This is a genomic window from Candidatus Poriferisocius sp. (genome assembly GCF_965208475.1).
In the GTDB taxonomy this organism is placed as follows: Bacteria; Actinomycetota; Acidimicrobiia; order Acidimicrobiales; family Bin134; genus Poriferisocius.
Map to the genome: position 1 here is coordinate 504,173 of NZ_OZ242338.1, position 21,341 is coordinate 525,513.

The following is a 21,341-nucleotide window of genomic DNA, read 5'->3' on the forward strand; positions in this document are numbered from 1 at the left end:
CCGCGGCGCTTCGCCATTGCCACCACTAGGTCGCAGATGGTGTTTGCCTCGGCTTTCGTCTGATCCTCCTGCTGGCCGAGGGCCGTGGCAACATAAGACGATGCCTATAGCCAAAGTCCGCGACCTCGACCTGTACTTCGAACTGCACGGTTCGGGGTCGCCGTTGCTCAACATCAGCGGCAGCGGGGGCGACCTGCGCATGACCGCCCCCGACCTGAACCCTCTCAATGGGGCCTTCACCGTGGCCCACTACGACCAGCGGGGCCTGGGCCAGACCTCCACGCCGCCGCTGCCGTGGACCATGGCCGACTACGCCGCCGACGCGGTTGGCTTTATGGACTTTCTGGGCTGGGACTCGGCGCCGGTGGTGGGCACCAGCTTCGGCGGGATGGTGGGCATGAACATGGCCGTGCTCCATCCGGGCCGTATCAGCAAACTGGTGCTCAACTGCACCTCGCCGGGCGGCCCCGACTACAGCTCATGGCCGCTGCACACCCTGGCCGATCTCGAACCCGACGAGCGAGCCGAGGTGGCGCTGGAGGTCATGGACACCCGCTATGAGCGGGGCGGACCGCTGCCCCCCGGCGTGGAGGCGTTCGTGACCACCGCCCGCCCCGACGGCCCCGCCCTGCCGCTCAACACCCCCGGCGCGCTCGGCCAGCTCGAGGCCCGCCGAGGCCACGACGTGGTCGACCGCCTCGGCGAGATAGACGTGCCCACGCTGGTGTGCGCCGGCATCCACGACGGCATCGCCCCTATGCGCAACAGCGAGCTCCTGCGCGACCGCATCCCCAACGCCCGCCTCGCCGCTTTCGACGGCGGCCACATCTTCATGGTGCAAGACCCCACCGCCTACCCCGCCATCTTGGATTTCCTCACCGAAGACTGAGAGCTTCGTTTCGCTCTACCGTGGTGGCGTGGACCGGGATCGGGCGCTCAAGACGCTGGGGCTGGAAAAGGGCGCTCACCCCGACGACATCAACCGGGCCTACCGGGCGCTGATCCGCCAGGCCCACCCCGATGCCGGGGGCAGCACCACGGCGGCCGCCCGCATCACCGAGGCCTACCACTGGCTCCAGCGGGCTGGCACACCTCCGCCGGGCCCGTCCAAGTCGTCGCCACCCAAGCCGGATACGCCTGCCGAAGCGAATACCGACGATAGCCTGGTTCTTCACTTGCCAGCCGGAGATGTATTTGCCCGGTTGGTCGAAGCAGGCCACGACTTGGGCGAGGTCAGCTACATCGACCCCGCCGCAGGCATGGTCCAAGTCACGTTCACCGCTGACAATGGAGTGGTGTGCCAATTGGCCGCCACCGTGCAGTCGACCTCAGTACCCGGCTCGCGCCAATTCGACACCCAGGTGGAGTTCACCCTCGACCCGCTGGCCAGCGGGCAAGCACCCCCCATTGGGCGAGTCGTCGCCAGCTTGGTCCGCCTGGTCCGCGAGACGTCGATCTGAGCCCAATCAACTCCAGCCAAACTGTCACTGACCGTTCATAGGGTAATTGGCCCATGTCGGATGCACTCGTGTCACCCCGGCCCTGCGATGGCATCGCCTTCGTACTCGGCTCCGGCGACCTCCAGGTGATGGGTGGCACCTGCCAGCACCGCTTTGAGCACGCCGTCCCCATGCTCTCCCGTCCCACTGCTCCCCGCCTAAGCCTCACCTTCCGCCACGACGACTGACAGAGGGAGTCTCCGAAAATGTCCAACCAGCAAGCAGAGAATTTTGCCGCTGAAGCCCAACTTTGCCTGCGAGCGCTGACGGCCAATCAGTCGTCTGCCTTTCGCCCCGGACAGTTGGAAGCCATTGAACAACTGGTCTTGCGGCGGAAAAGGGTGCTCTTGGTTCAGCGAACTGGTTGGGGAAAGAGCGCGGTCTATTTCATTGCCACTCGCCTCCTGCGAGACCGCGGCGCTGGCCCCACTCTGTTGGTATCTCCCCTGCTGGCGCTGATGCGGAACCAGATCGAGGCCGCACGGCGCATGGGAGTGCGGGCGGCAACCATCAATAGTTCAAACCAAGAGGAATGGGATGGGGTCTACGCCAAAATCGCTTCTGACCAGATCGATGTTCTTTTGATCTCGCCAGAACGGCTGGCCAACCGGGAATTCCGAAGTGCCCACCTACCATCGCTAACCCAGCGTGGCGGCCTGCTGGTGGTCGACGAAGTCCACTGCATTTCCGACTGGGGACACGACTTTCGTCCCGACTACCGGCGGATCAAGGGAGTCTTAGACCTGCTCCCCCATGGAATTCCCGTGTTGGGCTGCACCGCGACGGCCAATAACCGGGTCGTGGACGACGTTGCCGAACAGCTTGGAACCGAATTGGTGCCCATTCGAGGGCCCCTTGGTCGTGATGGGTTGCAACTGCGTGTCTTTGCACCAGCCCCCCAGCAGAAGCGACTGGCGTGGCTGGCGGAGACGATCCCCAGGCTCCCCGGAACTGGCATCGTCTATTGCCTCACGGTCCGAGATGCCGAGCGAGTCGCTTCCTGGCTTATCTCCCAGGGGATTAACGCGGTCGCCTACACAGGAGGTTCAGACAATGACCACCGATTGGAAGCCGAACAGCAGCTCCTGAGCAACCAGAAGAAGGTCGTCGCGGCGACTTCCGCGCTAGGGATGGGATTCGACAAACCCGACCTATCATTCGTCATCCACTATCAGGCACCGGGCTCCCCCATCGCCTACTACCAGCAGGTAGGGCGGGCCGGGCGGGCGCTAGCCGAGTCGTGGGGCATCCTTCTCCAGGGTTACGAGGATGCTGATATTCAAAGCTTTTTTGTTAACACGGCGTTCCCTACCGCTGACCAGGCTCACAAGATTGTCGGCCTGCTCGAGCAAACGGCAGTGCCCATGAAGCTCTCTGATATCGAGCGGGAGGTGAACATTCGGCGTTCGCGGCTTGAACGGCTCCTGAAGATCCTTGAAGTCGACAGTGCCATTGAGCGTGTCGACTCTGGCTGGCAGCGGACGCTTCAACCTTGGAGCTACGACAGCGAGCGGGTAGAGGCGGTAACTGCACTGCGGCGGGAAGAACAGGCACAGATGGCGGAATACGCGAGGGCTGACCAGTGCCGAATGGAGCTGCTTAGGTCGTATTTGGACGACTCACAGGCTCATCCCTGTGGAATCTGCGACAACTGTCTTGCAGACCACAGAGAGCTCTCGGTGAGCACCCATGCAGTTCAGGCCGCAGTGGACTTTCTTCGAGGGACAGAACTTACGCTTGAGCCCCGAAAGCAGATCCCTGGCGATGGCAGGATTCCGAAAGACCACCTCTGCGAACCTGGGCGCGTGCTTGCCCTTTGGGGTGATGGTGGGTGGGGAGAGCTCATTCAAAGCGGCAAAGCCGAAGGACACTTTGACGAAGAACTGGTCGAGGCTTCAGCAGGCCTGATCAGCGAACGCTGGAGACCTGATCCCGCACCCACCTGGGTGACCTATGTTCCCTCCCTCAGACATCCCGAACTTGTCCGAGGTTTCGCCCGACGCATCGCCCAGAAGCTGGCCATTCCGTGCCATGATGCGGTTGTCAAGATCCACGACACTCAGCCGCAGAAGCACATGCAGAACAGCGCCCAGCAATACGTAAACATCAAAGATGCTTTCAGGGTCGTCCCAGAGACCCCTCTTGGTCCCGTGCTGCTTGTGGACGACATTGTGGATTCCCGATGGACCTTCACCGTGATCACATCTCTGCTGCGAAGCGCCGGAATCGGACCGGTGTTTCCGTTCGCCATGGCCGATACGTCAGGAAGGTCTGCACGTGACTGAGCTTGGACGAATCGAGTGCGGCAGCACAGCAAGCCAGGACTCCCTCGCTGCGCTGCTGCTCTCCAGCAGACTGGCTTCAGAAGGCATCAAGCCGCTTACCTCCGCCGAGTACTGGCAGCACCCCGTACTGGCCGGCTCACCGAGCGCTCTCCTAGAAGCACCTCCAGAGACACTATGCAAGAAGCACGGAATTGCCAACGAAATGGCTTGCCGGATCACTGCCCTCTTTGATCGAGCTATCGCGCTGGCCTTTGAGGTCGACCGCTTGAAGCAGTCGGGCATCCAAACCCTCACTCCATATGATGAGGAGTACCCGTGCCAATTTCGGTACCGGCTAAGAGATAAGGCACCTGTGGTAATGCACGCCGTAGGTCGGCTTGAACTGCTGAACCGCCCGGGTCTGGGTGTGGTGGGAAGCAGGGATGTCAATGATGAAGGTGCCGAAGTGGCTAAAGGCGCTGCCCAACTGGCCTCCCGGCTGGGATATCCCGTGGTGTCAGGAGGTGCCCGCGGGGTTGATCGCCTTGCCATGAACGCGGCCCTTGGTGAGACAGGTACAGACGGCACTGTGGTCGGTTTTTTGGCCGATTCGATGGAACGACAGATCAAGCGCCCAGATACCCGGCGCGCCATACTCGGCGAGCATGTCCTGTTGTGCACCCCCTATGGACCAGATGCCCACTTCACCGCGGGCCGGGCCATGGGTAGGAACAAACTCATCTACGCCGGATCCCTGGTCACGCTGGTCGTGGCTAGCGACAAGAAGTCAGGCGGCACTTGGGTTGGAGCGGTCGAAGCGCTCAGGCATGGCTTTGGCCCGGTCGCCGTTTGGAGAGGTCTAGGTGAAGGGCCGGGTAATGCAGGCCTAGAGCAATTGGGGGCGAGGCCCATCGACTCGCTAAGCGACCTCGAGACCTTGCTCATTGACGCTCAAAGCGATCCGAGCCTGACTGTGGATCAAGCCTCGATCCCAGAAGAGGCACAGCTCCCATTTCCCAGGAACTCGGCATAGACGCCTGAGACCGGGGTTTGAGATTGTCAGCTCAGATCGAAAACAGTCCTGATGCCGATGCTGGAGCGGAGGTCGTCTAGGCCGGCGTTTATCTCGTGGATGGGGCGGCGAGCGGTGATCATGGGCTCGAGGTCGAGGCGGCCGTTCTGCCACAGGGACAGCAGGCGGGGAACCTCGCGTTGGGAGTTGCAGCCGCCGAACATGCAGCCGAGCAGCTTCTTCTCGGTTATCAGATGCACGACTGCCGGGTTGATGGTCACGGAGTGCTCCAGGGCGGGAGCGCCCACCATCACCGTGGTGCCGCCATTGCGGGTGGCGGCCAGGCCGGCCTCCACCAGTGGGCCGGCCCCGGCGGCGTCGAAGGCGTAGTCCACTCCGATGCCGTTGGTGGCCTCCTGCACATGGGCCACCACGTCGGTGTCGGCCGGATCAACCAGATCGGTGGCCCCGAACGCCGCTGAGGCATTGCGGCGGTCGGCCACCGGGTCGGATGCGAAGATGCGGGACGCGCCGGCCAGCCGGGCGCCTTGCACCACCGACATGCCCACACCCCCCAGGCCCATCACCAACACGGTGGCGCCTTCCTCCACTTTGGCGGTATTGAGCACCGCGCCCACCCCGGTTTGAATTGCGCAGCCGATTACCGCGGCCACCTCCAGGGGCACATCCGGGTCGATCTTCACCGCGGCGGAGGCAGCCACCATGGTCAGCTCGCCGAAACCGGCCACCCCCAGCCCTCGGTACACGGGCTGGCCGTCCACCGAGAACGGCACCGAGCCGTCGGGCATGGTGCCCATGAACATCGTCGCCGCCGACGCGCAGAGGGTTGTCTCACCCCGCACGCACCAGTAGCACACCCCGCACGGGCCGAACGGCGACAGCATCACGTGGTCGCCCTCGGCCAGGGTGCCCACGCCTGGGCCCACTGCATCGACGATCCCGGCGGCCTCGTGGCCCAAGATGATCGGGGTGAGGCTCTCGGGGGCGTCGATCATGGTGAGGTCGGAGTGGCACAGACCGCAGTGGGTGACCCGCACCCGCACCTGCCCCGGTCCGGGATCAACGCATTGGACGTCGGCCATCACCAATGGCGAGGCCGGCGATGCCAGCAGTGCTGCTCTCATGGAAACCTCTCCTTTGGATTTACCTCTTGTCGGCTTTCCAGCCGGTGGTGGCACCCGACACCATCCCGTAGGGGCCAGACGGCCATCGGAAGCAGTCCACCATGAGCTGATCGACCTCAGCCTGGCTGGCCACCCCCTCGGCCACCACCGCGTTGGCCTCGCGGATCATGGCGCCGTACACCCGGTTGGTGACGTAGCCCCAGCTCATGGCGGAGTCTTTGATGACCACAGGGTTCTTGCCCGCGGCGGCGGCCAGCCGGCAGATGGTTTCGGTGGTCTCATCAGAGGTCTGCGGGGCCCGCACGATCTCGGCCAGCTTCATCACCGGCGGCGGCGATGCCCAGTGCCAGCCGATCACCCGGTCGGGCCGGTCGGTGGCCACTGCCAGGGCCTGCACCGGATACCCGCTGGAGTTAGACGCCAATATCGTGTGCTCGGGGCACTGCTGGTCGAGGTCCCGGAATAGCCGGATCTTGAGATCCAAGCGCTCGGGAACCGCCTCGATGATCACATCGACCGCCGCCGCGGCATCCCGGTCGGCGGTGAAATCGATGCGGGCCAGCGCGGCCTCGCCTTCGGCTTCGCTCAGTTTGCCCCGGGCCACCGCCCCCCCGATGCCGAACCGGCCCCCGGACACCAACTCGGGTGCCGCCGCCACTACCTCGGGGTCGAGGTCGTAGGCCACCACCGGGTGCCCGGCGATGGCCATCACCTGGGCGATGCCCGAGCCCATCACCCCCGAGCCGAAAACCCCGATCTTCTCTGAACCGCCGGTCATGTCAGGTGGGTGCTGAACCACGCCGCCATGCGAGACCAGCCGTCGGCCGCGGCCTCGGCGTTGTACGACGGGCGCTCGTCGCACAAGAACCCGTGATCGGCCTCGCCATAGCGCACAATATCGGTGGGCTGGGCGTTGCCCTCCAGGTCGGCCCGAAGCTGCTCTACCCCCTCGACTGGGATCATGCCGTCGAGATCGCCGAACAGGCCCAGCCACGGGCAATGGAGATCCCCGTGGCGGTCGGCCAGCTTGGGCTGGCCGGGGGTGAACCCGTCGGTGACGATGGCCCCGCCGTAGTAGGTGACCGCCGCACCCACCGGGCGGCTGATGGCGGTCAGAAAGGTCACCCGGCCACCCATGCAGAAACCGGTGATCCCCACCTTGCCAGAGGGAATCCCCTGGCCGGCCAGATAGTCGAGGGTGGCGTCGACGTCCATTAGGGAGTGCTGGTCGAGGAGGTTGCCCATCATCTCGAAGATCTTGTCCATCTCGTCGTAGCCGGCCACGTTGGTCTCGTAGCGGTGATACAGGTCGGGGGCCACCGCCAGATATCCCTCGGCGGCCACCCGCCGGGTTACGTCTTCGATATGGCCGTTCAGCCCGAAGGCCTCCATGATGACGATCACCGCAGCCTGCGGTTGGCCATCGGGTCGGGCCACGTACAGCCTCATCGGGCCGTCGCCGGTAGTGAGTTCCACGTTCTCGGTTTGCATGGCTGCCGATGGTAGTTCTCGGTTCGACTGGTGGCCTATTGGCCGGGACGGGGAGCGTACAGCGGATCAGACCTGTCCCGGCTGCCCCGCAGGAATCGCTCATCGAACGGCCGGAACTGCTCCTCTCGCACCCATTCGGTGGTAGCCACTCGACGCGAGATGAGCCACGGACCCCCGTTGCGCCGAGACACGTCGTCGATGAAGCGGAACCCCACTGACATGTTCAACTCCTGCGGCCCTCCCTCGGTCCAATGTCGGGCGATGCCGTGGGCTTCAGACCGGGCCCATTGCACCGCCTCCCCGCTTGCTTTCACCACCGGCTCCTGATCGATCTCGATTAGGACGTTCAATACCGTGTGGGTCGAGCCGGTATAGCGGCGCAGCAGTCGCTCGCTCCACACCAGGTATTCCTCCACTGTGCCCTCGAAGGTGCCGTGGGAATCGGTGGCGTCGGGGTGGTAGCAGGATCGAACCAGATCCCTGTCGAGGCGGTCCACCCCCCGGCAGTACCGGTAGAGCAACTCGGTGATCTCCTGTTTGGCCAAGAGCTCGGCGATTTGGGCCTGCTTGTCCACGCCTGCCATTGTGCCCCGCGACCTAGTTCTCCGTCTGATTAGAATCCATGGCGAGTTGGCTGCGAACCCGAACCCCGAGCCCGAGGCCTCATGGCACACCGACCCATTCGGGCGGCATGAGGCCCGTTGGTGGAACGGCACAAAATGGACGGAGAAAGTCCGCGACGGAGATCTGACCGGGATAGACCCGCCGGGCATCGCGGTGGCCCCTCAGGGGATCCCCCTCAACGAGCCCGCCTCTCCCATCCCCGGTCGGCGGTCGATCCGCCTGTTCGGAAAGCACCTGCCCGGCGCAATGCTGTTGGCCTCGGTGGCCCTGGCCGCGGTAATCGTGCTGGTGGTCGTCGTGGCTGTGGCGATCTAGCCGTCTTCATGGCCCTCTGAATATCTCTGCCGATATCTCTTGCCATAGTGTCCTGCCCGTGGCCAAGCGAGAGATCATCCTGCACGAATACGTAGACATCACGGGCCAGGCGGCGTGGCCCTATATGGAGCACATCAAGATCCAGAACCGGGATGCCCGAGTGGGCTTCGAGTTGCTCGGCACCTGGTACACCATGGGGATCACCGCCCGCTGGCCTCAGGTGGTGAATCTGTGGGACTCCGGGGGCTGGGACGGCTGGCTGGAGCGGGTGGACCGCCTCAACCTCAAGCGGAAGTCCAACAACCTGCTCGACGACTGGTGGGAGGAGGCCTACAAGCTCCGCACCGGCGGCTACGACCGGGTGCTGGGATCGGTGCCCGAGTCGCCCTCGGTGGCATCGGTGTTCGCCGGCGAAGTGCGGGGCACGCTCTACATTCACGAGTTGACCGAAGTGCGCCCAGGGTCGGCCCGAGACTATCTGGCCGCCATGGCCGCCGATTATCTGCCCGCCGCGGCCGACTACGGCTACACCTGCATGGGCTTGTGGGAAGTGCTGCACCACAACTACGAGGTTTGCACGGTGTGGGCTGCTTCTCCCGAGGCCTACATTCGGCTGAACAAGGCCGCGGATGCCGCCAGCGGGTTCGACGAGGGCGCCGAAGGCGACGACCGGTTGGTGGCGTGGCGGGCCACAGCCCAGCAGTACACCACCCGCTTTCGGGAGGAGTTGATGACCCCGGCCCCCGGCACCCTCACCGGCCCCGCGGCCTACGAAGACGACACCTACATCGACCGGGCCTAGCCGGGATAGGAGCAACAGCCATGCGAGGCATCCTTTTCGACGGCGAGGCGGCGTTGGTGGCCGAAGGGCTCGGTGTCACCGATCTGGAGCCTGCCCAAGTGCGGGTGCGGATCGGCGCCGCCGGGGTGTGCCACTCCGACGTGTCGGTGATAAACGGAACATTCGGCGCCATGTTCCCCCCGCCGTTTGTCATGGGCCACGAGGGGGCCGGACAGGTGCTGTCCGTCGGCGCCGACGTGACCACCGTGGCGCCGGGCGACCATGTGGTGATCGCCACCATCGACAACTGCGGGCGCTGCCCGGTTTGCGCCACCGGCCATCCCACGCTGTGCCAAACCTCCAAGCTCGGGGCGGCCATCGCCCGGCGCAACGAGACAGGCGAAGAGCCCGGCCCCGGCGACCTCCCCGCCTATTTCACCTACCGGGGCGAGCGCATACTGGGCTTCGCCAACACCGGCGTGTTCGCCGAGGAGGTGGTGGTGAGCCAGGGCCAGGTGGTGGCCATCGACAAGCGGGTGCCCTTCACCAGCGCCTGCCTCATCGGCTGCGGGGTGCTGACCGGCACCGGGGCGATCTTCAACCGGGCCAAGGTGTACCGGGGCGAGAGCGTGGCGGTGGTCGGCGTGGGGGGCATCGGCCTCAACGTCATCCAAGCCGCCCGCATCGCCGGCGCCACCAAGATCATCGCGGTGGACAACAACCCGGCCAAGGAGAACTTCGCCCGCCAGTTCGGCGCCACCCACTTCGTGGACTCCGGCAAGTATCCAGCAGTGGCCTCGGTGCAGGAGATATCGCCCGGCGGAGTCGACTGCTCGGTGGAGTGCGTGGGCCACACCGCGTTGATGCGGGAGGCGGTGGAGATGCTGCGACCCGGCGGAAACATGGTGATCTTGGGGGTGGCCGGGATGGAGGCCGAGATGGCCATCGCCCCGTTCCAGCTCTATCAGGACAAGTCGATCATGGGCTGCCGCTACGGGTCGTCCCGGCCGGCATTCGACATTCCCGCCCTGGTGGATCTGTACCTCGACGGCAGGCTGCTGCTGGACGAGCTGGTTTCCGCCACCTACGACCTGGCCGAACTCGACAGGGCATTCGAGGACTTAGAGGCCGGGAAGCTGGCCCGGGGTGTGCTGACGATGGGCTGAGCCTTAGCTTAGGCCGCCGGCGTCTCGGTAATGTCGGCTTCGAGATCCAGATCGAAGTACTTCGCCGGGTTCTCGAGCAGCACTTTGCGGGAAATCGTCTCGTCAACCTTGGGGAAGTTCTCTTCAATGAACTCCTGGGAGTCGGGGAACGATCCCACCGAGTGGGGGAAGTCGGTGCCCCACATGATGTTGTCCCACGGGATGATGTCGGCCATGTCGAATACCACCGGGTCGCGGATGACGCTGAAGTGGAAGTGGTCGAGTATCTGCTCGCTGGGCTTGCGCTCATACTTGACCTCGAACCAGTCGCCGAACAGCTCGTAGTTATCGTCCATGAAGTAGAGCGTGCCCGGCAGCCAGCTGGCGTTGGTCTCGGCAAAGTAGAACTTGATATCCGGGAACCGCTCCAGCACACCCGCCGCGATGAGCTGGGCCATGCAGTACACCGGCGAGTGGCTGCCGGCCCGCTGCACCAGCGCGCTGGCCCACGGGCTGTCGGACGTGCCCTTGGCCGCTGATTGGAGCGGGGCCTGCCCAGCGCCGAAGCCGAAGTGGGGGGCCAGCTTGAGGCCCAGCTCCAAGCTCTTCTCCCAGAACCGGTCGTCTACTGGATCGGCATACGGCGTGCCGTTGGGGAAGTTGTAGAAGGCCACCGAAGGCAAGCCCGCCTCGGCGACGAACTCCAGCTCCTCCACCGCGTGGTCGATGTTGGTGATGGGGGTCACCGCGTTGCCGATGAGCCGATCAGGGGCCACCGAGCAGTAGTCCTGGGCCAAGAACGTGTTGTAGGCCCGGATCATGGAGCGATACACATCGGGGTCTTTGATGCCCTCGAGGAACCGGCTGGCGAACACCGGTGGGAACAGCACCTCGGCATCGATTCCGTCGAGGTCTTGCTCCCGAAGGCGCTGCTCGGCGGGGCCGGCTCCCTCGGCTGGGCTTCCGTCGGCGTTGAAGTAGGTGCCGCCGGAGAACTTGACCTTGTCCCGCCCGGCTATGTTCTGGCCGTTTCGGAGCAGGGGCTGGCCCTCGATCAGCCACCCCTCTCCCCCTTCGGGGAGGTGGATCAGGCGGGGCGCCCGATCCTTGTATTTCTCGGGGACGTACTTGACGAAGACATCGGGTGGCGTCTCCACATGCCCGTCAGCGCTGATTACCTTGTACTTTCGGCCCATGGACGGAGCTTATTCGGATAACGCAGGGCCAAGAAAAGCGGAGCAGACCCGCCGGGGGAATCGGATCGCCGGTACGGTGCTCGCTGTGCTGCTGGCCTTGGCGCTGGTGGCAGCGGGTTGCTCCTCCTCCGACGACGACAGCGCTCCGGCCTCGGCCCCCGCCGAGGCCCTGACGTCCGAGCCCACACCCGCTGCTGCTGAGACGCCTGCGCCTGCCGAGGCTCCGGCACCCGAGCCCACACCGGCGGCAACCGAGGCGCCTGAGCCCACTCCCGCGCCAACCCCTGCCCCCCCTCCAGACCCGACGTCCGAGCCCACTCCCGCGCCGCCGCTGGTGCTCGCTGAATTCGGCCGATTCCCGGTGGGGGTCACCACCCTGGAGCTGGGAGCAGAACCCGGCCAGCAGCCGCTCTCGGTTTGGTATCCCGCCGATGCCGATGCGGTTTCCGGCATGGAAACCGAGATCTTCGACTCCTCCCAGGTCATACCGGCCGCTTTTCGATCCCTGCTCCCCGAGAGCATGCAGAGCGCGGTTGAGACCAACTCCTACCGCGATGCGCCTCTGGCCGACGGGAACGCCTATCCCGTGGTCATCTACAGCCACGGGTTCGGCGGGTACCGGGACGTCGCCATCTTCTTGACCACCCATTTGGCTTCGCACGGCTTCGTGGTGGCATCCCCCGAGCACATCCACAGGAATCTGCCCGCCCAGGCATTCGGAACCGCAGAGTCCAGTCCCGACAAGGACCAGGCCGATGTGGCCAACACCCTGGCCGCCCTCGACGCCGCCCTCGGCGGCATAGCCGACACCGCCAGGGTGGGGGTGATCGGACACTCGGCCGGGGCCAGGACGGCGCTCGATGCGCTGGCCAACGAATCGGTTTTGGCCGCCATACCGCTGGCCGGCGGAGGTTCCGCCCCACCTGAGGCGGCCGACAAGCCGATCTTGGTGATCGTGGCCGAATTGGATCTCACCGTGCCCACCGAGAACAGCCTGGCCAGCTATGACTCGGCCCCCGGTCCTCGCACGTTTGTGAACCTGGCCCAGGCGGGCCACAACAGCTTCACCGATAGCTGCCCCGTCATCCTTGCCGGCGGCGGGCTGGACATGCTCGAACCCCTCCTCGGCGCTGAGCAGGTGGCCCGGGCCGAGGACGGATGCACCCCGGAAAACGCCGATCCGCTGGCCGTGCAGGCCGCGCTCAAGCACCTGGCCTCATCCTTTTTCCTGGCGAATCTGAGCGGTCGGTCCGACGTGGGGGTCGACGCCGGATTCGCCGACCTCATCGAGGGTGTCGACCTGGCCGATTACCGAGAGGGCGGTTGAGGGGAACCAGCCGGGATCAGTCCAAGCCGAGGTGACCGCGCACGAAGCGGCGATAGCCGGCTGCGCTCCAGTTGTCGTGGTCCTCGCCCCAGCCGACCGCGTCGCCGAAGGTCCACTCGCTGAGACAGTTCCAAGTCCACAGGTTGGGGTTGAGGTGTACGCCGATCCGGTTGACCGCCCGACTGGTGGCCACCAGCTCGCGGCCTGACTCGTCTACCGCCTCGATGCGCACCACGGTGGGGGCGCCGGTGGTTGGGTCGCGCTCCAGCACGTCGCGTCGTCCCCGGCCGGGAACCAACCGGGAATATTCGCCGTCGCGCCGGTAGTAGCCGTGGATCACCGTGCAGTCAGGATCGTCGCCCTCGCCGTAGGCCATGGTCAGGGCGTGGAAGCCGTCGGCGTCCGACGCGGTGGCGTAGCTGTAGCCGCCCCGCACGGCCCCGTGCAGGGTGGCGCCGAACTGGCTGCGCGGCCCCCACGACCGATCCCGCATCCCGTAGGCGTCCACCTCGTAGGTGTCGTCGCCCAACCGGATGGTGCCCTGGTAGCGGCCTGGCTGGTCCAAATGGCCGTCGCCCAGATAGTTGGGCGGGCCCACCGCCGTGAACGTCAAGTCGACCTCGGCCTCCCCGTCGTCTTGGCACAGGAACCCGACCCGGTACTGCTCTTGGGGCTCGATCACCTGGTAGCGAATGCCGTTGGGCAGCTCGATGTCGCTAAGCGGCTGATCGGGCAGCGGCAGGTGCCAGAAGTTCTTGGCGTAGCGGCAGTTCCATATCTGGTCGCCCCCGGTGTCCCAGAAGAACGCCCCACCGGAGGTGACCCCCTGGTTGGGCCGGAAGAACGGGTAGAGCTGGCCCGACAGCTTGTGCTCGGGGGCGGCAAAGGTGAACCAGCAGGTCTCGGTCCAATAGGGGTCGTCGGAGGTCGGGGGATGGAACTCGTCGTCGGGATGAGTGGCGTGGCCAAAGGACATGGGGTGCCATGCTATGGGACATGCCGATGACAGCGACACTGATGTCGGGGGCAGCCGCGGTGATGGGATTGGCCGCTCCATGACTCTCGGACCTGACGATCTAGTGCTCAGCTCGGGTTCGCTGGACAATCCGTCGATTGAGACATTGGTTGAAGCTGCTGTTGCCGGCGGTTTCGCCGGTTTGACCCTTTGGCCGGCGGTGTACCCGCCCGATCCGCTCGTCGGCGAGCGGATCCGCGACGCCGGGCTGGCCGTGGTGGACATGGACGCGGCCATCGTTTGGGTCGGCCCCGACGACCCCGGTGGGCCCTATTACGAGGAAGCCCCTCGGGAGGCGGTGTTCGAGGCGGCCGCCGCGTTGGGGGCCACCGGGGTGAACACCCTCTTGGTGTGCCCCGGTTCTGCGAACAGGGAGCAGGCGGTGGAGGCCTTGGCCAACCTCGCCGACCAGGGGGCTTCTGTCGGTGTGGACGTGTACATGGAGTTCAGCCGCAACCGGCCCATCCCCGACCCGCTGGCCAGTGCTGAGGTGGTGACAGCCACCGGTCGGGCCAACTGCGGGCTCACCGTGGACTTCTGGCACGTTTTCTACGGCCCCGGCGACTTCGCCGATTTCGCCTCGATCCCCGGTTATCTGATCGGGGCGATCCAGCTCAACGACGCCCCCGCGGCACCTCCTGATGACTTGGCATGGGCTACTCGGCATCTCCGCCGCGTGCCCGGCGAGGGGGCGATGGACTTGGCCGGAGCACTGCGAACCATTCGGGGGGCCGGCTGTCAGGCGCCCATCACCCTGGAGGTGTTCGACTCGGGACGCCTGGAGGCACTGGGTCCGGTGGGCTTCGCCTGTCTGTTGGGCGACGCCGCCCGCCGGGTGCTCGACGAGGCCCTCGGCTAGCTAGACCCCGACGCGAACCGGCAGGCCCGCGGCTAGCTAGACCCCGACGCGAACCGGCAGGCCCGCGGCTCGGTATACCGCGTCGATCAGCTCCATGGTCTTGATCGACTCCGACGGCGGATACAGGTTAGGGCCGTCTTCTTCGACGCAATCCCGAAAGGCCTGAAGCTGGCAGGTGTAGGTGGCCACCTGCTCAGCCGGTTCATGGTTGACGGTGTGGCCACCGCGGTCGGTGACAGTAAGCCCGCGGCCCCACATGGGCGCCAGCGGGTTGTCGATGAGCAGCCGCCCTTCAGAACCAGTCACCACTACTTCGGCCTGAAACTCGAATTCGAAGGTGTCGGGGTCGATGGCATCGGGGTCGCCCAGTTCGGCCTTCTGGCCGGTTCCGGTGAACGCCGAGGTGATGGTCGCGGTGGCCCCGCTGTGGCGGTAGCGCAGCTCGGCGGTCGTCCGTACATCCACATCGGGGGCCATCTCCTCGGCCTCGGCCCAAACCACATCGAGCTCGCCGAAGGCCCGCAAGTTGCTCAGCGCGTAGGAGCCAGTGTCCATCAGCGCACCGCCGGCTAGGTCGTAGCGAAAGCGGATGTCGTCGGGTCCGTGCATCGAGGGGAACACCATGACCGCCTCTACATGGCTCACCTCCCCCACCGCGCCCTCAGCCACCAGTTCGATGGCCCGACCAGCCTGGGGGTGGAAGCGCCAGTGATACGCCTCCATCACCGCCAAACCAGTTCGCTCGGCAGCCGCGGCCACCTGGCGGGCCTCATCGGCGTTAGCGGTGAACGGCTTCTCTAATAGCACCGGCTTGCCCGCCTCCAGCGCGGCGACGGTCCAGCGGGCATGGTGGGAGTTGGGCAGCGGGTTGTACACCGCGTCGATTTCGTCGGAAGCCAGCAGGGCGTCGTAGCTGTCGAACACCTGGGGGATGCCGTGCTCGGCGGCATAAGCCTGAGCCCGCCGCGGGTCACGGGCCGCCACCGCGGCCACCTCAACCCCGTCGACCTCCTTGGCCGGCTCGATGAGCCCCATCGGCCCGATCCACGCCGCCCCCAACATCCCGATCCGCATGGTATGAGACTAGGGAGATCAGGCTGCGAATGCGGCTTGGAGGTCTGGGGCCATTTCGGGGCGGCATATGAGGATGCCCCACTGGGCCGGGTCCTTGCGGTTGTACCGGAGCGGAGAGCCGTCGAGGTGGGAGGCGTGCAGGCCCGCGGCCAGGGCAACGGCGGCGGGAGCGCAGGTGTCCCACTCGTAGAGCCCGCCGGCGTGGACCCAAGCATCGGCCTCTCCGGTCACCACTGCCATGGCCTTGACCCCGGCCGAGCCCACGCCATAGACGTCGGCATCCAGATGGCGGGCCAGGCGGTGGCCGTCCCATCGCACCCGGGTGCGGGACATCACCACCAGCGGCCGCTTTCGGCCATTGTCGGCCGGCGGACCATCGGGGTTGATCGTGCTGAACGTGCGGCCCCAGGGAGGCACCGAAACCGCCCCGGCCGCCGGCTCGCCGCTCACCGATAGCCCGACGTGAACCGCCCAGGTGTCGCTCCACTGGTCGGCGTAGTCCGAGGAGCCGTCCAACGGGTCGACAATCCACACCCGCTCGGATTCCAAGCGAGAGCCGTCGTCTCGCCCCTCCTCCGAAAGCACGGTGTCGTCGGGCCTCAGTTGAGCCAGCGCCGCGGTGAGATAGCGGTGGCTGAGCTGATCGCCGGCCAGCTCTCGGTGGAGGTAACCGGCCCGGGATTCCTCCATCTCATCTGACAGGGCCTGGAGCTGCTCCCCGGCCTGCTGGGCCAACCAATGGGCCAGCTCGTGGTCTGTGGGCTCTGGAGGGTTGCTCACGGAGCCAGCACGATCGGCTGCCAGTCGAGCACCGGCACCGGATCGGCGCCGCTTCGCTCTGCCCGCACAACAACGGTGAACGCCAGCAGACGGCCATTGGCTACCGGTTGCACGGCGTCGAGGGTGGCGGCCACGTCTATCACGTCGTCCTCGAAGACCGGGCCGGTGTGGTCGCACATGAGCCAGCCCACCACGGTGGCCGCGGTGGGCAGCAGGCGCACCAGCCCGGCTTGGGCCAGCCCCACGGTGTGGCCGCCGTACACCAGCCGCTTGCCCCCCTGGCCCAGCGACGCATCCCGGTGGGGCGGGGCCAGGTTCTGGGTGAGCCGCACCAACGCGGGGGCGTCGGTGACCGTGTCGCGCAGGGGATCGCTCCGGGTCTCGCCGATCGGCCACTCCTGGGGGTGGCCGAGCGGGGCCAGATTCCAGTCGGTCGGAGCGGCCTCCGCAAAGGGGGCCATATCCAGTTCTTCGGGGGTGCCGCCTAGGTCATCGTGTTGGCCGGTGGGATTATCAAAGCGGCGGCGGACCAGCGCGCAGCGCTCAAAGTCGAGCACGGGGCGGCCCCGATCATCTCGGGCCTCAATGCCGAGCAGCACCAGGCCCCGAGGGGGGCGGTCGGGTCGGGCCGAGGACTCCCTGAGGCCTCGCACGGTGACCACCGTGGTGAGCGTGTCACCCACCCGCACGGTGCGGAGCTGGCGCACCCCGCGATAGAACAAGTTGGCCACCACCTTGCGGGTGGCCACGGTGGACTGCCCGATGGCCACCTGCAATACCAGTGCAGGGTTGACCACCGCGCCGGGCTGGCCGGTGATGGCCTCGGCCAGCGGTCGGCTCAGGCTGATGGCCAAGGGATCGCCGCAAATTGCCTGGTAAGCGGCCACCTCACCCGGTCCGATTGTGATCGCCGGGGCAGGGTCGAGCTGCTCGCCAACGGTGAAATCCTCGAACCAGGGGCCGTCCCCTGCCGGTGCAACCACGCCCCGCAGTAAACCACGCCAACCGTTGGCCACCGGAACCGGCATTAGTCTCAGCCCATGGCAGCAGTTTCTAGCGGAGAAATCCCGGTCATCATCGAGGTGGCCATCAACGGCATCACCAGCCCCGACATCAACCCCAATGTGCCGCTCACATCAGAGGCCATCCGGGACGACTCCCTGGCTTGCCTCAACCAGGGAGCGGCCATCATCCACACCCACAATTTCGACATCAGCCTCACCGGCGAGGCCGCCGCCGGCCCCTACATCGAGGCCATGACCCCGGTGCTGGCCGCCCGACCCGACGCCCTGTGGTACCCCACCCTCACCTCAGGCGCCGACCACCAGGCCAAGAACGCCCACATGGCCATGATCGCCGCCGAGCTGCCCCTGCGGATGGGGGTGGTCGACCCCGGCTCCACCAACATCGGCGCGGCCGGTCCCGACGGCCTGCCGATGGGCGGCACCTACAAGAACGACTACGCCGACATCCGGGCCAGCTTCAATCTGTGCCGGGACAATGGCTGGGGCCCGGCGCTGGCCATCTACGAGCCCGGCTTCTTGCAGTGCGTGCTCTCCTACCACCGGGCCGGGCAACTACCTGCGGGGTCGATGGCCAAGCTCTATTTCGGGGCCGAATGGGGACTCACCCGCCGCTCCAAGGGCGTGACCTTCGGCCTCTCCCCCACCAAGAACGCCCTGCTGGCCTATCTGGACATGCTCGAGGGCACCGACATCCCCTGGTCGGTGTCGGTGTGGGGCGGCGACCTAATGGCCACCCCCCTGCCCCGTCTGGCCCTAGAGCTGGGCGGTCACCTCCACGTGGGTATCGAGGAGTTCTACGACCCCGACCGCTCCCCCACCAACCAAGAGCTGCTGGCCGAGGCCGTGGCCCTGTGCAACGAGGCAGGCCGGCCCATAGCGAGCTGCACGCAGGCTGCGGAAATGCTGGGGCTGCCCTAGTTCCCTACACACAGGTGTTCTCCAGTGCGCCGAGGCCCTCTATCTCGGAGCGGATCACATCGCCGGGTTTCAGGTAGAGACCTTGGGCGTGGCCGACGCCGCCCGGGGTGCCGGTGAAGATGAGGTCGCCGGGGTGCAGGGTGAGGACCGACGACAGGTAGGAGACAATCTCGGCCACAGGGCGCATCAGATAGCTGGTGCGGCTGTTTTGGCGGAGTTCGCCGTTGATGCGACAGGAGATGGCCAGATCGTCGGGGTCGTCCACTAGGTCGGGGCTCACCAGAGCGGGCCCGGTGGGGCCGAAGGACTCCCGGGATTTGCCCAGGTTGAACTGGGGCGGGGTGGCCGCTACCTGGAGGGCCCGGTCGGATATGTCCTGACCGATCATCAGCCCGGCCACCCGGTCCCAGGCTTGGGCCTGGACGACGTCTCTGGACACCGCCCCAATCACCGCCACCATTTCGCACTCGTAGTCGCATTGGCCGCCCACCAGCTTGACCGGGGAAGCGGGGCCGGCCAGGCAGTCGGGGAACTTGGTGAACACCACCGGCGCCTCATTGGCGGTCCGGCCCAGATAATCCACCTCGTCCATCTCGTCAATGTGGTCGCGGTAGTTGAGCCCATAGGCGAACACCTGCTTGGGATCGGGCACTGGCGGTCCCAACTCGGCCGGGCTCGCCTGCCCGTCGGGAGCGCCCCTTTTGGCCCAGCGGTGATGCAGCTCATCTAGGCGGAATAGGGCCTCCATCGAGGAGATCCCCAACGACCAATAGTTCTCCCCGTCCAGCAACACCGCCTGCCCGGCGCGGTTGGCCAGTCGAAAGCTCATGGCGATCTCCTCATTTGAGTGTGGGCTACAGCCCAGCAGCCAGCTCGACCGCGGAGCGCATGGCCCCTTCCAAGAAGCCGGGCTGGGCGCAGTCGCCCACTGCGTGGACCTCGATGCCGCCCGACCGGAGCTCGTCGGCCAGCGACGTGTCGGCAGCCAGCTCGGATGTCACCACCACCAGATCGGCCGGGGTGGTTTGGTCGGCGCCGTTGGCGCGCCACACCACCCCGTCGTCGGTGACAGCCACAACTTCGGCGCCAGCAACCAGGTTCACCCCCGCTTGGCCGAGGTCGTCGACCACCCGCCAGCGCCCCGGCAATCCGAGGGAGAAGCCGAACGCGGGGCCGGACTCGATCACCGTGACCTCGGCGCCCTGATGGTGGGCGGTCTCGGTCACCCCGAGACCGGGCAAGTCGCCGCCCAGCACCGTTACCCGAGCCGCGTCCAGCGAGTCCCCGTCGAGCAGCCACGGGGCCAGGTCGTCCACTCCCCACACGTTGGGCCCGTCGATGCCTTCGACGGGGGGACGGCCCCACCGCCCGCCCACCGCGACCACCACCGCATCGGGCGACAGGGCGCTCACCCCGGAGGCGTCCAGGCGGGCGTCGAGCCGCACGTCTACCCCGAGTTGGTCGAGCTGGCGCTCGAACCACTCCATGAGCTCGGCGTTCACGTCGCTTGTGGCCGAGGCCAGCGCCCACCGGCCTCCGAGCCGGTCGGATGCCTCGGCCAAGATCACCTCGTGGCCCCGCAGAGCGGCCACCCGGGCTGTTTCCATGCCCGACGGCCCGGCGCCGATCACCAGCACCTTTCTCGCCGCTGGTGCGGCCTCGGCGGTGAGCTCATCCTCCCGGCCCAAAAAGCCGTTGCCCGCGCACCGGGTGCCCACCCGCAGGAAGATGTTGCCGATGCAGCGGTAGTGGTAGACGCAGGGCCGCACGTCCTCTGCTCGGCCCGCGGCCAGCTTGTTGGGCAGGTCGGGGTCGGCCAGGATCTTGCGGCCCATGGCCACGAAGTCGTACCTGCCCTCGGCGATGTGACGGTCGGCCGCTTCGGGGCTGATCCGTCCCACCGCGATGACGGGCACATCCACCGCGGCTTTGACCGCGGCCGCGTTGGGCACCAGCAGCTCGGGCACATGGGGTCCGTAGGAGTCGGTAGGGCCGGTGGCGATGCCCGGGTCGTGATAGGCCGACACGTGGATGGCATCGGCTCCGGCGGCGGCTGCCACACGGGCGTTGTAGAGGGCGTCGTCGAGGACGATGCCGTCGATGCCCACCTCGGTGCTGTTGAGCCGCACCCACACCGGATAGTCGTTGCCCACCCGTCGGCGGATCTCGGTGAGGATCTCCTCCAGGAACCGGGCCCGGTTCTCCACCGATCCGCCGTACTCGTCGTAGCGGCTGTTGACGGTGGGCGACAAGAAGGCATCGATCAGGTAGCCGTGGCCGCTGTGCAACTCCACCGCGTCCACCCCGGCCTCCCGGGCCCGCACGGCGGCCGCCGCGAACTGGTCGATGACCGTGGCGATGTCGTCATGGTCCATCACCCGATAGTGGGGGTTGGATGTGGGGGCCATGAACGGCTCGGCCATCATGGCGCCCTCCTCGGCGGTGACCATCCCGTACAGCGGGTCAATGGTCGTCGGCCCCGGCGCCGACGGCACCCACATGGGGCGCCCGGCCATGGTGTCCTGGAGGCCCATCTTGCCGGCGTGGGTGAGCTGCATGGCGATCTTGGCGCCCTGGGCGTGGACTCGGTCGGCGGCCCGGCGCCACGACGGGATGAACCGGTCTTCGGAGATGGCGGTTTGGCGCTTGTTGGAGCAGCCCACCGGATGGGCCACCCCCACCGACCCCAGCATGACCACCGCCATGCCGCCTTTGGCCCGGGCCTCTAGGTAGGCGGCCTGATCGTCGGAAACCTCGCCGTTCTCGTCGCCCAGCTCCTCGCCCATCGGGGCCATGATCAGCCGGTTGCGCAGCTCCATGGCGCCGATGCGCCCCGGTGAAAGCAGATGCTCGTAGCTCATGGCCCCATCA

General features: G+C 66.4%; 22 protein-coding genes. 11 read left to right on the forward strand and 11 right to left on the reverse strand.

What is annotated here, in order from left to right; translation table 11 throughout:
* Window positions 1–100: 100 nt before the first annotated feature.
* Genes ACOGXA_RS02375 through ACOGXA_RS02395 form a run of 5 tightly spaced genes read left to right on the forward strand, consistent with a single transcriptional unit; the run spans window position 101 to window position 4,796 of the window.
* A complete protein-coding gene (locus ACOGXA_RS02375; RefSeq protein WP_419925683.1) occupies window positions 101–889 on the forward strand; it encodes an alpha/beta fold hydrolase in 789 nt (262 codons plus the stop codon).
* A 28-nt stretch (window positions 890–917) separates the two neighbouring features.
* Window positions 918–1,460 (forward strand): J domain-containing protein, encoded by a 543-nt coding sequence (locus ACOGXA_RS02380; RefSeq protein ID WP_419925684.1) that lies wholly within the window; start codon window positions 918–920, stop codon window positions 1,458–1,460.
* 53 nt (window positions 1,461–1,513) lie between these two features.
* Complete coding sequence (locus ACOGXA_RS02385; RefSeq protein WP_419925685.1) at window positions 1,514–1,687, forward strand: alpha-ketoglutarate-dependent dioxygenase AlkB; 174 nt, start codon at window positions 1,514–1,516, stop codon at window positions 1,685–1,687.
* A gap of 18 nt (window positions 1,688–1,705) precedes the next feature.
* Window positions 1,706–3,784: a RecQ family ATP-dependent DNA helicase gene (locus tag ACOGXA_RS02390; protein ID WP_419925686.1), complete on the forward strand. Its 2,079-nt coding sequence runs from the start codon at window positions 1,706–1,708 to the stop codon at window positions 3,782–3,784.
* On the forward strand, window positions 3,777–4,796 hold the full coding sequence (locus tag ACOGXA_RS02395; protein ID WP_419925687.1) for a DNA-processing protein DprA: 1,020 nt from the start codon (window positions 3,777–3,779) through the stop codon (window positions 4,794–4,796). The genes ACOGXA_RS02390 and ACOGXA_RS02395 overlap by 8 nt, the downstream gene beginning before the upstream one ends.
* A 26-nt stretch (window positions 4,797–4,822) precedes the next feature.
* Here the strand turns inward: ACOGXA_RS02395 and ACOGXA_RS02400 are convergent, their stop codons facing one another.
* From ACOGXA_RS02400 to ACOGXA_RS02415, 4 genes are read right to left on the reverse strand one after another with little or no spacing between them, the layout of a single operon-like run.
* A complete protein-coding gene (locus tag ACOGXA_RS02400) occupies window positions 4,823–5,920 on the reverse strand; it encodes a Zn-dependent alcohol dehydrogenase (RefSeq protein ID WP_419925688.1) in 1,098 nt (365 codons plus the stop codon).
* 19 nt (window positions 5,921–5,939) lie between these two features.
* Window positions 5,940–6,698 (reverse strand): 3-hydroxyacyl-CoA dehydrogenase family protein, encoded by a 759-nt coding sequence (locus ACOGXA_RS02405; RefSeq protein ID WP_419925689.1) that lies wholly within the window; start codon window positions 6,696–6,698, stop codon window positions 5,940–5,942.
* Window positions 6,695–7,411, reverse strand: coding sequence for a dienelactone hydrolase family protein (locus ACOGXA_RS02410; protein WP_419925690.1), 717 nt, complete (start codon window positions 7,409–7,411; stop codon window positions 6,695–6,697). Before ACOGXA_RS02410 ends, ACOGXA_RS02405 begins: the two co-directional genes overlap by 4 nt.
* A 35-nt stretch (window positions 7,412–7,446) precedes the next feature.
* Window positions 7,447–7,986: a nuclear transport factor 2 family protein gene (locus tag ACOGXA_RS02415; RefSeq protein WP_419925691.1), complete on the reverse strand. Its 540-nt coding sequence runs from the start codon at window positions 7,984–7,986 to the stop codon at window positions 7,447–7,449.
* A 55-nt stretch (window positions 7,987–8,041) separates the two neighbouring features.
* Here ACOGXA_RS02415 and ACOGXA_RS02420 point away from each other — a divergent pair, with 55 nt between their 5' ends.
* From ACOGXA_RS02420 to ACOGXA_RS02430, 3 genes are read left to right on the forward strand one after another with little or no spacing between them, the layout of a single operon-like run.
* A complete protein-coding gene (locus ACOGXA_RS02420) occupies window positions 8,042–8,350 on the forward strand; it encodes a DUF2510 domain-containing protein (RefSeq protein ID WP_419925692.1) in 309 nt (102 codons plus the stop codon).
* 58 nt (window positions 8,351–8,408) lie between these two features.
* Entirely contained in the window at window positions 8,409–9,152 is a 744-nt protein-coding gene (locus tag ACOGXA_RS02425; protein ID WP_419925693.1) for a hypothetical protein, read from the forward strand.
* A 20-nt stretch (window positions 9,153–9,172) separates the two neighbouring features.
* The gene (locus ACOGXA_RS02430; protein WP_419925694.1) at window positions 9,173–10,297 is read left to right on the forward strand and encodes a zinc-binding dehydrogenase; all 1,125 of its coding nucleotides are present in this window, start codon (window positions 9,173–9,175) and stop codon (window positions 10,295–10,297) included.
* An 8-nt stretch (window positions 10,298–10,305) separates the two neighbouring features.
* On the opposite strand, the gene ACOGXA_RS02435 is transcribed toward ACOGXA_RS02430, so the two are convergent.
* Window positions 10,306–11,472, reverse strand: a complete 1,167-nt coding sequence (locus tag ACOGXA_RS02435) for an amidohydrolase family protein (RefSeq protein WP_419925695.1) — start codon at window positions 11,470–11,472, stop codon at window positions 10,306–10,308.
* Between ACOGXA_RS02435 and ACOGXA_RS02440 the strand changes: the two genes are divergently transcribed.
* A complete protein-coding gene (locus ACOGXA_RS02440; RefSeq protein ID WP_419925696.1) occupies window positions 11,471–12,799 on the forward strand; it encodes an alpha/beta hydrolase family protein in 1,329 nt (442 codons plus the stop codon). The genes ACOGXA_RS02435 and ACOGXA_RS02440 overlap by 2 nt on opposite strands.
* A gap of 16 nt (window positions 12,800–12,815) precedes the next feature.
* On the opposite strand, the gene ACOGXA_RS02445 is transcribed toward ACOGXA_RS02440, so the two are convergent.
* Window positions 12,816–13,775 (reverse strand): hypothetical protein, encoded by a 960-nt coding sequence (locus tag ACOGXA_RS02445; RefSeq protein WP_419925697.1) that lies wholly within the window; start codon window positions 13,773–13,775, stop codon window positions 12,816–12,818.
* Between the two features lie 79 nt (window positions 13,776–13,854).
* Here ACOGXA_RS02445 and ACOGXA_RS02450 point away from each other — a divergent pair, with 79 nt between their 5' ends.
* Window positions 13,855–14,673 (forward strand): sugar phosphate isomerase/epimerase family protein, encoded by an 819-nt coding sequence (locus ACOGXA_RS02450; RefSeq protein ID WP_419925698.1) that lies wholly within the window; start codon window positions 13,855–13,857, stop codon window positions 14,671–14,673.
* A gap of 36 nt (window positions 14,674–14,709) precedes the next feature.
* On the opposite strand, the gene ACOGXA_RS02455 is transcribed toward ACOGXA_RS02450, so the two are convergent.
* From ACOGXA_RS02455 to ACOGXA_RS02465, 3 genes are read right to left on the reverse strand one after another with little or no spacing between them, the layout of a single operon-like run.
* A complete protein-coding gene (locus ACOGXA_RS02455) occupies window positions 14,710–15,747 on the reverse strand; it encodes a Gfo/Idh/MocA family protein (RefSeq protein ID WP_419925699.1) in 1,038 nt (345 codons plus the stop codon).
* 18 nt (window positions 15,748–15,765) lie between these two features.
* Window positions 15,766–16,527, reverse strand: a complete 762-nt coding sequence (locus ACOGXA_RS02460) for an inositol monophosphatase family protein (protein WP_419925700.1) — start codon at window positions 16,525–16,527, stop codon at window positions 15,766–15,768.
* The gene (locus ACOGXA_RS02465) at window positions 16,524–17,510 is read right to left on the reverse strand and encodes a MaoC family dehydratase (RefSeq protein ID WP_419925701.1); all 987 of its coding nucleotides are present in this window, start codon (window positions 17,508–17,510) and stop codon (window positions 16,524–16,526) included. Before ACOGXA_RS02465 ends, ACOGXA_RS02460 begins: the two co-directional genes overlap by 4 nt.
* Before the next feature lie 57 nt (window positions 17,511–17,567).
* Between ACOGXA_RS02465 and ACOGXA_RS02470 the strand changes: the two genes are divergently transcribed.
* The gene (locus ACOGXA_RS02470; protein ID WP_419925702.1) at window positions 17,568–18,470 is read left to right on the forward strand and encodes a 3-keto-5-aminohexanoate cleavage protein; all 903 of its coding nucleotides are present in this window, start codon (window positions 17,568–17,570) and stop codon (window positions 18,468–18,470) included.
* Window positions 18,471–18,474: 4 nt separating this feature from the next.
* Here ACOGXA_RS02470 and ACOGXA_RS02475 read toward each other — a convergent pair whose 3' ends face one another.
* Window positions 18,475–19,299, reverse strand: coding sequence for a fumarylacetoacetate hydrolase family protein (locus ACOGXA_RS02475; protein WP_419925703.1), 825 nt, complete (start codon window positions 19,297–19,299; stop codon window positions 18,475–18,477).
* 25 nt (window positions 19,300–19,324) lie between these two features.
* Window positions 19,325–21,331, reverse strand: a complete 2,007-nt coding sequence (locus tag ACOGXA_RS02480; RefSeq protein WP_419925704.1) for an FAD-dependent oxidoreductase — start codon at window positions 21,329–21,331, stop codon at window positions 19,325–19,327.
* Window positions 21,332–21,341 lie beyond the last annotated feature (10 nt).

Bases quoted from the DNA above. Each gene is read 5' to 3' on its own strand.
- ACOGXA_RS02430 (WP_419925694.1), top strand. From the start codon at position 9,173: ATGCGAGGCATCCTTTTCGACGGCGAGGCGGCGTTGGTGGCCGAAGGG.
- ACOGXA_RS02385 (WP_419925685.1), top strand. From the start codon at position 1,514: ATGTCGGATGCACTCGTGTCACCCCGGCCCTGCGATGGCATCGCCTTC.
- ACOGXA_RS02440 (WP_419925696.1), top strand. From the start codon at position 11,471: ATGGACGGAGCTTATTCGGATAACGCAGGGCCAAGAAAAGCGGAGCAG.
- ACOGXA_RS02405 (WP_419925689.1), bottom strand. From the start codon at position 6,698: ATGACCGGCGGTTCAGAGAAGATCGGGGTTTTCGGCTCGGGGGTGATG.
- ACOGXA_RS02400 (WP_419925688.1), bottom strand. From the start codon at position 5,920: ATGAGAGCAGCACTGCTGGCATCGCCGGCCTCGCCATTGGTGATGGCC.
- ACOGXA_RS02435 (WP_419925695.1), bottom strand. From the start codon at position 11,472: ATGGGCCGAAAGTACAAGGTAATCAGCGCTGACGGGCATGTGGAGACG.
- ACOGXA_RS02410 (WP_419925690.1), bottom strand. From the start codon at position 7,411: ATGCAAACCGAGAACGTGGAACTCACTACCGGCGACGGCCCGATGAGG.
- ACOGXA_RS02445 (WP_419925697.1), bottom strand. From the start codon at position 13,775: ATGTCCTTTGGCCACGCCACTCATCCCGACGACGAGTTCCATCCCCCG.
- ACOGXA_RS02390 (WP_419925686.1), top strand. From the start codon at position 1,706: ATGTCCAACCAGCAAGCAGAGAATTTTGCCGCTGAAGCCCAACTTTGC.
- ACOGXA_RS02475 (WP_419925703.1), bottom strand. From the start codon at position 19,299: ATGAGCTTTCGACTGGCCAACCGCGCCGGGCAGGCGGTGTTGCTGGAC.
- ACOGXA_RS02375 (WP_419925683.1), top strand. From the start codon at position 101: ATGCCTATAGCCAAAGTCCGCGACCTCGACCTGTACTTCGAACTGCAC.
- ACOGXA_RS02450 (WP_419925698.1), top strand. From the start codon at position 13,855: ATGACTCTCGGACCTGACGATCTAGTGCTCAGCTCGGGTTCGCTGGAC.
- ACOGXA_RS02455 (WP_419925699.1), bottom strand. From the start codon at position 15,747: ATGCGGATCGGGATGTTGGGGGCGGCGTGGATCGGGCCGATGGGGCTC.
- ACOGXA_RS02470 (WP_419925702.1), top strand. From the start codon at position 17,568: ATGGCAGCAGTTTCTAGCGGAGAAATCCCGGTCATCATCGAGGTGGCC.
- ACOGXA_RS02480 (WP_419925704.1), bottom strand. From the start codon at position 21,331: ATGAGCTACGAGCATCTGCTTTCACCGGGGCGCATCGGCGCCATGGAG.